At 43.6% G+C, this 11,856-nt stretch carries 11 protein-coding genes and 1 tRNA gene; 1 reads left to right on the top strand and 11 read right to left on the bottom strand.

What is annotated here, in order from left to right; all coding sequences use genetic code 11:
* The 4 genes from KAH81_04445 to KAH81_04430 form a co-directional block, all read right to left on the bottom strand.
* Positions 1–296: response regulator (locus KAH81_04445; GenBank protein ID MCK5832904.1), on the bottom strand; the 296-nt coding region annotated here is incomplete at its 3' end.
* Positions 283–1,575, bottom strand: coding sequence for a HAMP domain-containing histidine kinase (locus KAH81_04440; GenBank protein ID MCK5832903.1), 1,293 nt, complete (start codon positions 1,573–1,575; stop codon positions 283–285). The genes KAH81_04445 and KAH81_04440, both read right to left, overlap by 14 nt.
* Before the next feature lie 3 nt (positions 1,576–1,578).
* Positions 1,579–2,859 carry a serine--tRNA ligase gene (gene serS, locus KAH81_04435; protein ID MCK5832902.1) on the bottom strand — a complete coding sequence of 427 codons (1,281 nt, stop codon included), beginning with the start codon at positions 2,857–2,859 and terminating at the stop codon, positions 1,579–1,581.
* Positions 2,860–2,863: 4 nt separating this feature from the next.
* On the bottom strand, positions 2,864–3,703 hold the full coding sequence (locus tag KAH81_04430; GenBank protein MCK5832901.1) for a hypothetical protein: 840 nt from the start codon (positions 3,701–3,703) through the stop codon (positions 2,864–2,866).
* A gap of 208 nt (positions 3,704–3,911) precedes the next feature.
* On the opposite strand from KAH81_04430, the gene KAH81_04425 reads away from it, so the two are divergent.
* Positions 3,912–7,499 carry a T9SS type A sorting domain-containing protein gene (locus tag KAH81_04425; protein ID MCK5832900.1) on the top strand — a complete coding sequence of 1,196 codons (3,588 nt, stop codon included), beginning with the start codon at positions 3,912–3,914 and terminating at the stop codon, positions 7,497–7,499.
* A gap of 259 nt (positions 7,500–7,758) precedes the next feature.
* On the opposite strand, the gene KAH81_04420 is transcribed toward KAH81_04425, so the two are convergent.
* The 7 genes from KAH81_04420 to KAH81_04390 form a co-directional block, all read right to left on the bottom strand.
* Positions 7,759–8,139 carry a DUF389 domain-containing protein gene (locus tag KAH81_04420; protein MCK5832899.1) on the bottom strand — a complete coding sequence of 127 codons (381 nt, stop codon included), beginning with the start codon at positions 8,137–8,139 and terminating at the stop codon, positions 7,759–7,761.
* Positions 8,063–8,521: a hypothetical protein gene (locus KAH81_04415; protein ID MCK5832898.1), complete on the bottom strand. Its 459-nt coding sequence runs from the start codon at positions 8,519–8,521 to the stop codon at positions 8,063–8,065. The genes KAH81_04420 and KAH81_04415 overlap by 77 nt, the downstream gene beginning before the upstream one ends.
* A 61-nt stretch (positions 8,522–8,582) precedes the next feature.
* A complete protein-coding gene (locus tag KAH81_04410; protein MCK5832897.1) occupies positions 8,583–9,638 on the bottom strand; it encodes a permease in 1,056 nt (351 codons plus the stop codon).
* Positions 9,639–9,655: 17 nt separating this feature from the next.
* Positions 9,656–9,729: transfer RNA gene (locus KAH81_04405), tRNA-Arg, on the bottom strand.
* A gap of 6 nt (positions 9,730–9,735) precedes the next feature.
* Positions 9,736–10,239, bottom strand: coding sequence for a metallophosphoesterase (locus tag KAH81_04400; GenBank protein MCK5832896.1), 504 nt, complete (start codon positions 10,237–10,239; stop codon positions 9,736–9,738).
* Positions 10,240–10,655: 416 nt separating this feature from the next.
* Positions 10,656–11,393, bottom strand: a complete 738-nt coding sequence (locus tag KAH81_04395) for an HNH endonuclease (protein MCK5832895.1) — start codon at positions 11,391–11,393, stop codon at positions 10,656–10,658.
* 20 nt (positions 11,394–11,413) lie between these two features.
* The coding region (locus KAH81_04390) for a phytoene desaturase (GenBank protein ID MCK5832894.1) at positions 11,414–11,856 on the bottom strand (443 nt) is incomplete at its 5' end.

Raw genomic sequence — 11,856 nt, 5'->3', positions numbered from 1 at the left:
ATCTCCTTGCCGATAGCATCCTCCATAAGGGCTTCTTCCATCGACTTAGTTATCATCACAATAGGAATGTGTTTATTTACTTTGCGAATCTCTTCGAGAGTAGTAAGCCCATCCATACCGGGCATCATCTCATCGAGAATTATAAGGTCGTATTCTCCGTTTTGGACAAGCTCCACTGCGTCCTCCCCGGAATGGACCTCCTCGACTGAATACCCTCTCTCTTCAAGAAAAATAACATGGGGTTTAAGCTGCAATATCTCGTCATCAGCCCAAATTATTCTTTTATTTTCGGGCATATTTCCCCTTTTCTACAACCGCACTTTTTTCCAAAGGAAAGCTTATAACAAGCGTTGTTTTCTCAAATGGTTTACTTTCGAGAAGATACAGCTTCCCGAAATGATATTCTTCGACAATGCGTTTAGCAAGGGAAAGGCCAAGTCCCCAACCGCGCTTTTTTGTTGTGTATCCGGGGGAAAAAACCCTACGGGCGTTTCGAGCAGATATTCCCTTGCCGTTATCTGTCACAATTATCTGCAGATTCTGTTGTTCGACATCCACTCTAGTAGCAACTTTTATCTTCCCGCCAACTTTGGGCGCTGCTTCCATAGAGTTTTTAATAAGGTTCTCTATCGCCCATGACAAAAGCATCTGGTTGGCCATAATCGGTGGAACAGGATAATACTGCTCGATTATTTCCATCTTTCCTTTAAGACGCGGCATTCGTTGGCGAAGATAAGCCACCGAGTGATGAATTAACGACGGTAATTCAGTTGGTTCTAGCTCGGGCATAGAGCCGACCTGACTGAAACGAAGGACTATTTTGTTTAATATTTGAATATCTTCTGACATTCGGCTCAATATTTCTCGAGGAGTGCGAGTCGTATGTCTAAATGCCCCCAGCATCGCTGCTTCGCGGACTTCCTCTTTTAAAAGCTCGTTCCACCCCATCAAGCTCGAAATGGGAGTTCCAAGCTGGTGTGCTGTTTCACGCGCCATTCCCAACCAGATATTCTGCTCTTCATAAAATTTGAGTTTATTGTATGTTATATAGGAGAACACAAACAACAATGCCACAAGAATCAGAATAATCGCGGGTATAACTCTCAACCATTCGATGAAAGATGGTTCACCAAAGTAGATATATCCCAACACTTTGTCTGTCTCGCCCACATATATAGGCACAGGAACACGCTTTTGGCGCATTTTCTCGATTTCCTCGCGCAATTTCTGTCTCGAGGCAAGCGAGGTATCTGAGCGAGCTATACCTAGGTTTCGCCAGAACATCGGTTCGCCCTCGATAGAGGTTAAAACCATAGGGAAATCACTCTTATTAATAATTTCCTCGAAAAATATACTCATCTCTGCGCCACCGACACTTTTTGTCGAGGCCAAAGCCCACAGGCGAGAATAAGCGTTTAGAATTCGCCTATTGTGTATGGAAGTCGATTTACGGGTGTAGTCGATGATTAAAAAAATCGATAAAACGATAAGAATAGCCGCTATAACAGCAATAATTGAATAGAAAAAAGGCAAGCCTTTATAGACAATGCGGTATTTCCGTCTTTTCTTCTCCAAGTGTTATAACCTCGGTTCGATTTCTTGTTGGCCGTTCATATAAGGTCTCAGTGCCAGTGGAATTACTACTGTTCCACGTTCGGTCTGATAATTCTCCCATATAGCAACAAGAAGCCTTGGAAGTGCCACACCACTTGCATTGAGGGTATGAACAAAGTTAAGCGGACCTCCATCGGATGGCCTAAAACGGATATTAGCGCGTCTCGCCTGAAAATCCAAAAAATTGCTGCAGCTGGAAACCTCAAGCCATTTATCCTCCCCCGGAGCCCATAGCTCGAGGTCATAGACCTTAGCAGAAGCAAACGACATATCGCAAGTTGATAAAAGCACAACCCTATAAGGTAACTCGAGCGCCTGAAGAACTTTCTCGGCCTCGGCAAGTAGCGATTCGTGTTCTTCCCAAGATTTTTTGGGGTGGGAGAATTTCACCAACTCAACCTTATCGAATTGGTGGACACGAAGAAGCCCGCGAGTATCCGTGCCGTAAGAACCGGCCTCTCTTCTGAAGCAGGCAGTAAAACCGGCGTAATACTTTGGTAAATCCTCTTCGCGCATGACCTCACTAGAATGGAGGTTTGTAATAGGAACCTCACCCGTGGGGATAAGAAACAGGTCTTCCTCCGGCACATGATACATGTCGTTTTCGAGCTTGGGAATCTGTGCGGTGCCCATCATGGAGTTCCTATTTGCAAGAAAGGGCGCTGCAATTTCGAGAAACCCAGCTTCGCGGTGGATATCGAGCATCATCGCGATAAGAGCTCGCGACATACGGGCACCATCGCCCTTTAAAAGGGAAAAGCCGCTTCCTGTGACTTTGGCTCCAAGCTCCATATCGAGTATTCCTAACATAGAGCCAAGGTCGATGTGATTGCGCGGCGTGAAATCGAGGTTTTTAGCTTCGCCCCAGCTTCTGAGAGTAATATTTGCCGACACATCGCCCACAGGAACATCGTCGGCAGGTATATTGGGAACCTTAAGAAGCAGAGAATTCCATTCCTTTTCGATCTCTTTTTGTTTTTCTTCCAGAGATTTTATTTTCTCCGAAAGGTCCCTAGCTTCAACCTTCAGGGTTTCTGCTTTATCCCTGTCCCCTTTGGCGAATGCAGCCCCTACTTTACCGGACACTTCTTTTTGCCTATGGCGAAGCTCATCGCCCTCCGTTTGAAGGGCGCGCCTTTGTCCATCGGCGGATAAAATTGCGTCTATAACATCCGGTTCGCGTTTATTTGAGCAAGCCTTTTTTATTCTATCGGGGTCTTCTCTAATAAGGTTAATATCTATCATAATTTTACTTCTTTACTGAAAACCTGAAGGCACAATATGGTCCCGAGGTGTTTTCCGACCATAATTTGATCTGATTCGTGCCTTTTTTAAGTTTGATTTTGAATGTTCTAGCTTTTCCCGGGATAACATTCCCGTCGTTTGACCATGTAGATGTCTCGGATATAACGCTTTCGAGCTTAGAGCGAACCTTTTTGTCACCCACAGTCTCGGCAACGACAGTGTAGTGTTGTGTGCCTTTCATGTTTTTATCGAAAGCAAGTCTCGACCAAACCGTAAGCGTGCCGGCACCTTTATATTCGATCTCTATGGGTTTCTTTGCAGTTCCAATATAGTAGGTTGTCTTATTGTCACCGTTTATCAACGAAAGGGCCTTCTCGTAGCTTTCGGGGGCAAGCGCCGATGGTTTCTGGGACACTAATACTAACCGAGTGTAAAGAATTCCGTCGGATTTCAATTCGATGTTTCTTTTACCTTTGGCTATTTTAATTTTTATAATTTTCGCTTGAGATATATTTAGGCGCCGCGATTTGCCAACCTCCATCTTGTATTTTTGGGAATCCTTTTCTGAAATCGAGTATTTCTTATATTCTTTGCCATCAATGAGAAGCTGGACAGAAGCATTCTTTCCTGCTTCTGTTCGAACATAAATTTTAACATAACCGGGGCCGCTCACATTCCATAAGGTGGAGCTTTCTGAGTTTGCCTGTGCATAAGAAAAACGAGATTCTCCCGAAACTAAGGCGCATTCAGTTACATAATCCTTCGGTGGGACAAAATTACCCATAGCTGTTAACACAACAAACATAGCAATCAGCGAGATTACACCAAATCTTCTAAAAACCATCTTTCCTCCTGTAAAAAGAATATCTTATTAAAATAGACTCTATTTAGTTCTATGTCAATCGCGAAGTGCATTATTGTCTTTAAGTATGAGGAAGTTTCGTAGAATAAATTTCTTCTGATAATCTTTTAGGTCCTTTTAAAAAGTGGTAACCAGAGTCAAAATTAATATAATAGATAGATTAAACAGGTTTTTAAAAAGGCAGACCTAAATGAAACTCAGACCCACTACGCCAAGACTGTTATTACTTTCATTAATTTTATTTATCGCTATATCTACATATGCTTCTGAGCGCATCACTTTTAGTATAGCGATATCGTCTGAAGATTTGATTTTTGACAAGGTTATTTCTCCAGACGGCAGGCAATTCGATATCATTTCGTTGTCTGGCGAGTATAAGCTCGAGGGCGAACCGGGACTCCCGCTATTACCCCGAAGAACAATATTTTTAGCGGTCCCGGATGACTCTAGGCTTATTTCGTTTAAACCCACTCACTTAAGTGAGCATTCTCTTACGGGCACTTTTAATTTATTCCCCACACAAGAGCCAAAACCCACAAATAACCCTTATGAGAGTTTTCTCGATATCGATCCAGCTTTTGCAAATTCATCTTATCCATATCCTGATTTATCGCTTGTCGATAAGGGCACTGCTTCCATTCGAGGCTATAGGTTTTTCGTTTTCGATTTTAATCCTTTTAAATATATTCCTTCTTCGGGCACCGTAACCTATTTCTCTGAAGCCGAGTTCGAGGTTGTTTATGAGCGTGATGCTGTGCGTTCATCCCTGCCGAAAAGCAAAACATTTTTCGAGATGGCGAAAAACCTAGCTATAAATCCATCTAGCGTCGAGCGAATCAGGAATAGGCCTGCTGAGGGCATAAATCCCTCCTATTTAATAATCACCTCCAATGCTCTTGTCGAATATTTCCAGCCTCTTGCAGACTGGAAAACACGCAAAGGAGTTCCGGCTGAGATCGTTACGGTCGAGAGTATCGACGCGAACTATTCTGCGCTTGATCTACAAGGCAAAATCAAGCTATGTATTTATGATTATGTTCTCACTTATGGAGTTGAATTCGTGCTTTTTGGTGGTGATGAGACTATCGTTCCGGTATACTATTGTTATTGTTCGGTTAATGGCGAGGATCCACCTAACGATCCGAGCTGGACACTTCCGGCGGATATATATTATGCTGGCCTCGAAGGCATCGATATTACAAATTGGAACGAAGACGGCGATGAAGACCCTTGTGAGCCTACAGGCGATGGTGTCGATCTTTACCCCGATGTTATAATTACGCGCGCTGGAGTTCGTTCCCCGGCAGATGCCTCTGCTTTTGTTGAAAAATCGATCAACTACGAACAGAACCCTCCTCTTTCCGCCTTTGCAAAACAAATGATAGTTTCCGGTGTCGAACTCTGGGAACCTGTTGGCGATATCTCTGATGCCGAGGCCAAGACGGACGCTCTTATTTCAGGCTTCATTGAACCATATTGGTCACCCACATACACCCGCCTATTAGATACAAGCCCTGGAATCGATCTTACGGCTGCGCTTTTAAAAGCATATATCGACATGGGTTTCGGACACATGCATATGGCTACTCATGGAGGCAATACAAGCTGGAGCGTTGAAAGTGGAGACTCATACAACTCCAACGATGCTTCTCTTCAAACGAATTATTCTAAACAGGGTATGATCACTACGATAGCGTGCAATTCCAACGCTTTCGACAAAGACTCAGACCCATGCCTTTCCGAGGCTTTTATTAGGAACCCGCACGGAGGTGCCATCGCTTACTTCGGAAGTTCTCGATATGGTTGGGGTTATAGCGGCGGAACATCGGAACACGGCGCTTCTTTTCTTTACGACGACGAGCTTTATCGCCGGCTTCTTCAGGATGGAACAAATACACTTGGTCGCTTGACAACCGAAACTAAGATAAGCAGAGTGCCAGCCGCTGTGGATTTTGGCGCCACGAGATGGCTTCAGTTCACAATCAATCCGCAGGGTGATCCTGAATTAAATATTCTAACTGAAGACCCAACATATATTACCGCCACTCACGATGATCTTCTCGATATTGGCGCAGTATTTTCCGTCACAACCTCACCACCCGGAAAAACAGTCTGTTGCTGGATGGAAAGCGCCGACTACTATGAAATCGGCACATCACCACACATCTTCACAGCGCCTCTCTCAGAGGGGTCGATACTTGTAACCGCATCGGGCCTTAACAACATCCCCTATTTGGGTGAGATCGAGGTTCAAAACCTTTATGCACCCAGAAACATAGACCTTGTTGCACCATTCGACGATGCCGCTATCGGCCGAGGGGCAAATTCGCTTCGTCCTACGCTTCTTTGGAGCGTTCCCCTCGATCCTAATGATGACAATGTCCATTTTCGCATCCAATGGAACACTTCACCCGAATTTGAAAGCCCACTCGAAACCGCTGAATCGCGTTATCACGATTCTGGCTTCTGGGGAGGACCTTATCCCGTGGCCTCGGGAACTCATGACACGCTGGGCTTCACCTTCCCAGAAAACTTAATACAGGGCGAAACATATTGGTGGCGTGTTTCGCCGTTCGATGGAACTCATTACGGCAACTGGACAGAAGCTCGCTGTTTCACTGTTGATACTACACTCGAGACTATCGAATGGAGCCAGCGCGTTGAAGAGCAATTCAAAAAGTCACCTTCATATGCTGGTATTTCGTTCGACTATGATGGCCTCACTGCCGTGGAATTTCCCACATTCGATAATCAATGTGGGATACCTCTGATCGACCCCGGACTGGAAACCATGTCCAATTGGGATTATGCCGAAAGCCATATTGCCGGCTCTTTCAGCCATGAACAATCCTCCGTCAGGAAATATCAAGGCGCATGCAGCTATAAATTCGCTGTTGGTTCCAGCGGCCTCTTCGGTGGCGACTATCAACAGATTTCACAAACCTTCGATTTTAAACATTACAACGCGCTTTATTTCAGTCTTTACGCCGATGGCGATAACGACAACGACCACCTTTGGGCAAGAGTTTATATTGACAGCGACCGGGTTTTTAACCATCAAATCGTTACCACTTCACTTGATGCTCCCTCAAATTACATCGATATCTCAACTTATACAGATTTACACGAGCTCATTTTTCAACACTATGTTCACTCATTTCATCTCGGTGCACGGAAGGATTGCTATTTTGACAACTTACGCCTCGGATGGACAATATTTTCTTCACCCATCCGTTTCGACGACCCATACCGTGCAATGGAATGGGATCGAGTCAAATGGACTGAAACCGGAACTTCAGGCGATTTTCGAGTTACTATTCAAAAAGTTGAAAGCGAAGAATGGGTTGATATCGATAGTTTTACTAACCTCGATTATTCCCCCGAAGGCCATAACATCTCTGCGCTCGGTCATCAGGACTCGATCAGACTCGTTGGAATATTTACCTATTCCAGCGGTGCACCTATAGTCGAAGATTGGTCGGCCTCGTGGACTTATGACCCATCACACACCGATGAAATCGAGCTTCCAAAAAAACTCGCCGTGTCGGTCTATCCCAATCCTTTCAATGCCGCATGCAGGATCGTCGCACCAAGCAAATCTAAGGTTAAGATCTTCGATATCAACGGGAGGCTCGTCGAAAATCTAACCAATAGGTTTGAATCCGGTCAAACATCAACAATATGGGCACCAAAAAATAGCATCGGCTCCGGTGTGTATTTTGTAAGTGTAGAAACAAAATATGAGCGAATTAATAAACGCGCTGTCATAATTAAATAAAAGGCTGGCGCGGACCCAAAGGGCAGTCGAAGGCCGTGTGCGCGTGTCCGAAGGACACGTAGCCGATGCACGTAGCAAAGCTGTTAAACCTCAGAAAGAAAAATCACTATTATTAATGCCGCAAGCAGTAATACCCATGAGATTATTGCCCGAAAAGTAAGCTTTTTCGCGCGGTTGGCATCCCGCCACGAGAGCGGTCTTATCCCTTGAATAAAAAAGGTCAAGACTCCCGCAAGATTGATACAGATAAGGTTAGCCACTAAAGAAAAAAGCTCCCAAGAGCAAGATCAAAATTACCCGAACCGAGTAATAAACCGAAAACAACAAGCGGTGGAAGTAGCGCCACCGAGACAGTAACTCCCACGAACATAGTTGGAATACCGGTAGTATATGCAAGCGCTCCGGCGGCTCCAGTTGCAAGTGCAATAGCAATATCCGACAAACCTACTAAAGTTCGAGAGAATATCTCCAAATCGTAGGGATCAACCTTGAATATAGTCCCAAGAATAATTGAAATTAAAGCAACGAGAATTAAACCGCTTATATTTGATAAAAATGCCTTCTTAGCTAACTTGATATCCGATAGCATTGTAGCCAAAGAAAGGCCAACATTGGGACCCAAAAGCGGCGCAATAACCATAGCACCTGTGATAACCGCCACATTGCCTAGCTCCAGCCACAATGGCGGAAAGTAAAACGAGGACTATATACAAAGTGGAAAAATTGCTCGCCTCAGAAATATCCTCATATATTTCTTCCCTGCTTATGCGAACTTTCAGCGGCGACTTCTTTACTCTTGATACCCCAAGCTTCTTTTTTATTTTTTCGCGCTTTAGAATTATTGCTTCTACCGGTAAGATAATTATTCTGAATCCATCTATAGTCGAAAGGGATTTCTGAAGCGAATCGATTATTTGTTCACTGTCCTCAGAAGAAACCAACACTTGAATGTGATAGACTTTATCGCCTACATTTTCGCGCCAATAATCGAAAGTCTCACAAGTGGAAACAAGCTGCTCCACAACTACACGATGTTCTTTTGGGACATATATTTCGAGTAATCTTTCTGACAGCTAATACAATTTAAATTAATGTAAATGCATAACCGATAATCAAGGAAAAAATCGCTATTCCGCCAAGATAAAACGCAAGCATCTTTCCCCCGAATTGCGAGCGAATAACGAGGATCGTTCCCCAGCTTGTTATAGGACCGGCCAGAAGTAAAACCATGCCTGCGCCTATATTCATGCCCTGCGAAACAAGCGCATCGACAAGGGGAACACTCGCGGTCGAGCAAATATACATCATCATGCCAAAAATAAGGCTTACGGGATATGCAAATATCCCCGAAAGATAATTTGAAACAAACTGACCAATTGGGTTGAATGATGCAATCAATACAGCAAGAAGAAGCCCCAGAACAAGCTCTAGGCCAATGTCCTTTGGCATCTCGAAAAAGGCAAACTTAAGGGCGGAAACAAGTCTATTCGATAATCCACTCTTTTCGACAGCACAATGCTCACATTTTTCTTCATTTATTTTATTTGCAAATCTATCTGGGGATTCTTCAAATTTCGCCTTGCAATGGGCAGAGCAAAAATAAAAGGTAGCACCATCATGTTCGATCTTGAAATCACTTTGTTTTAGAGCTTCCATCCCGCAAACTGGATCGATTAAAGTGCAGTTTTTATCCTTAGAATGACATATACAAGTTGGCTTTGCATTTACACGGATTTTGAAACCAAAAATGTCCGCTAAAGCCCCCATAGTAATACCCATAAAAATAACAGCAAAAAACAGAAATAGTGTAAATTTAAGCCCTAAAAGAGAATAACATACAAATATTGCCGAAAGAGAAGTAGCAGGCGTAGCTATTAAAAAAGCCACAACTGCCCCCACACTAGCACCCTTTTCCCTGAGGCTAACCGCCACTGGCAAGGAGCCTACACAACAAATAGGCAATAAAGTTCCTGCAACCGTCGAATAAATTAAAGGTAGAATCCCTCTTCCGCCGAGATGCTTCTCGACGATATCGCCAGGAATAAACTCATGAATGATACCCGAAAGGAAAAAACCGAGAGCCAATGAAGGAACGATCTCTATAGCATAATGCCCTAAAATGCCAAAAAAATTATGCAATTTACCCCCAGTTAATCCGCGCCCGGCCGGATTCGAACCGGCGGCCTTCGGCTCCGGAGGCCGACGCTCTATCCAACTGAGCTACGGGCGCAAAATCTCACTTAAACGAAAATTCAATCAGCCGCCAATCGGCATCACAACCGTTGATGGTTAAAATTCCCCAGCTACTGGATTTATCCTGTAAATTACCACTTATGGCTCCAGGGTTTATCACCCTGATACCATCAATAATCTTATCGCATGGACTATGGCTATGGCCAAAAATAACAATATCCAATTTCTCATCGACAAAAACATCAAGAACACGCCGTTCGATACCGAGCGGCGATCCCCAACCGTGCGTGACACCTATACGAATACCCTCCACCTCGAATACGAGTCTCGAAGGAAGAAGATTTGAGATTGTTATCTCGTCCATGTTTCCATGGACAGCACGCAAATTGCCTAAACTATTGAGCAACTCGACCGATTCCATACTAGTATGATCCCCGGCGTGAATAATAATATCACACTCGCCTATTGCATTTAATATTTCCGCAGGATAGGCCGAAATTTTCTGCCCAATATGGGAATCCGAGATTACTGCTATCTTCACCGACATCGGCTACTTCTTCTTCTTATGCCGATCCTTCTTCCTACGCTTCTTCCTTTTATGCGTAGCTATCTTTAGCCGTTTTCTTTTTCTGCCACAAGGCATTTAGTTCCTCCTCGAGCACGTAGTGCCCTCTTTTTGATTACGAATATTTTGTCAATAATATTAATTTATTAGTTTTTCGCAAGAACTTTCTTAAAAGCTACAAATCATTAAAAGCTTCATCATCTTATCGAGTGCCTAAAATTCTTCGAGCAACAGCATTCACCAAAAGCGACTAAAGCGAGCGGAAAACTATTATAAATTATGTTTCCTAATGCTGCTTTCGGTCCGAGCTCGCGCCAATATTTCGCCTTAGAAAAACCATCATTCCCAAGATGAAAAGACCACCAGCCATCATTCAGCTGCTAAAAAAGTCGATGTAATTAAAGCTTGAAATGTCTGCGGGATTCGTTGAGAATTCTGGAAATCCTCTGTTCACGAATACCATAGACTTTGCCTATTTCAGCTTCGGTTTCTTCCCCGGACATTGCCCGTGACCTTATTTCCTCTACCTCTTCAGGAGTGAGTTCTCGCTTATATTGCCTCTCTACAATTATCCCGCCTGCCCAACGCCCCTTATCTCCGTGGATTATATCATCGAGATCATCGAGGCTTATCTTATATTTATCGCAGAGGAATTTTTTCGTCGTGCCCTTGCTAAATTCGTAACGAATAGTCGTCAAGATATAATCAGGAAGGTCGATATATTCCCTAGCAAGTATAAGATTATCAAATCTATTGTTCGATTTATCGCCATCACGATGGGCGATTATTGTATTGGGATGGCGGTAACCATCATGAAAGGTATCGTAAACTAGCCTTTTAACCTGAATCGACTTGAATTTCCCTGCAAATTGTATATTAACAACCATCTCGCCGGTTTTCTTAGCGCTTTGATTTAAAATAACAGGGGTTTCCCTTTTAGACTGTGTTCGCCCACGCTTTTTCCAACTACGAATATTTCCCCAGTTTGAGACCTCGTAAAAAAGCGCGTTTTTTATTTCACGCCATATCTCTTTATCCATGCGCGTGTATCTTCGTTTAAGAAGATCACCCTTTAATTGCTTGAGTTTCTCTTCCTTCTTTTTAAAAATATCTAATATAGATTTATTATTTTCCATTTTAGTTCTAACGATTGGATTTAAATTATTGAATTTTCTCTAAGTATATATTCAGCCGAAATTCTCCCGGATTCATAAATTGTCGGAAGCCCGCTTCCCGGATGTGTTCCACCACCCACTAAATAGCAATTCCCAATATCCTCGAATTTGTTATGGGGCCGAAAAACTAGCATTTGAGCGATGTTATGCGCAAGATTAAAGGTCGCCCCTCGATAGACATTGTAACTATCGCGCCATTGGGGTGGGGTGATCATGCGTTCCTCGATTATATGATCTCGAAGTCCGAGCAACCCCCCTCTACCCTCACAGATATCAAGCACCTTCTCTTTAAATACAGGGCTTTCCTTGTGCCAATCGATATCTCCATTTAGGTTTGCAACAGGAACGAGTATATATATCGCAGATTTTCCCTTGGGCGCAAGTGTAGGATCATTGCGGCAGGCATTCTGTATATAAACTGAAC

This window comes from bacterium, from assembly GCA_023145965.1.
Lineage (GTDB): Bacteria > UBP14 > UBA6098 > UBA6098 > UBA6098 > UBA6098.
This window is presented reverse-complemented; position numbering and strand designations above follow the sequence as displayed.

Bases quoted from the DNA above. Each gene is read 5' to 3' on its own strand.
- KAH81_04425 (MCK5832900.1), top strand. From the start codon at position 3,912: ATGAAACTCAGACCCACTACGCCAAGACTGTTATTACTTTCATTAATT.
- KAH81_04400 (MCK5832896.1), bottom strand. From the start codon at position 10,239: ATGTCGGTGAAGATAGCAGTAATCTCGGATTCCCATATTGGGCAGAAA.
- serS (MCK5832902.1), bottom strand. From the start codon at position 2,859: ATGATAGATATTAACCTTATTAGAGAAGACCCCGATAGAATAAAAAAG.
- KAH81_04420 (MCK5832899.1), bottom strand. From the start codon at position 8,139: ATGGTTATTGCGCCGCTTTTGGGTCCCAATGTTGGCCTTTCTTTGGCT.
- KAH81_04395 (MCK5832895.1), bottom strand. From the start codon at position 11,393: ATGGAAAATAATAAATCTATATTAGATATTTTTAAAAAGAAGGAAGAG.
- KAH81_04430 (MCK5832901.1), bottom strand. From the start codon at position 3,703: ATGGTTTTTAGAAGATTTGGTGTAATCTCGCTGATTGCTATGTTTGTT.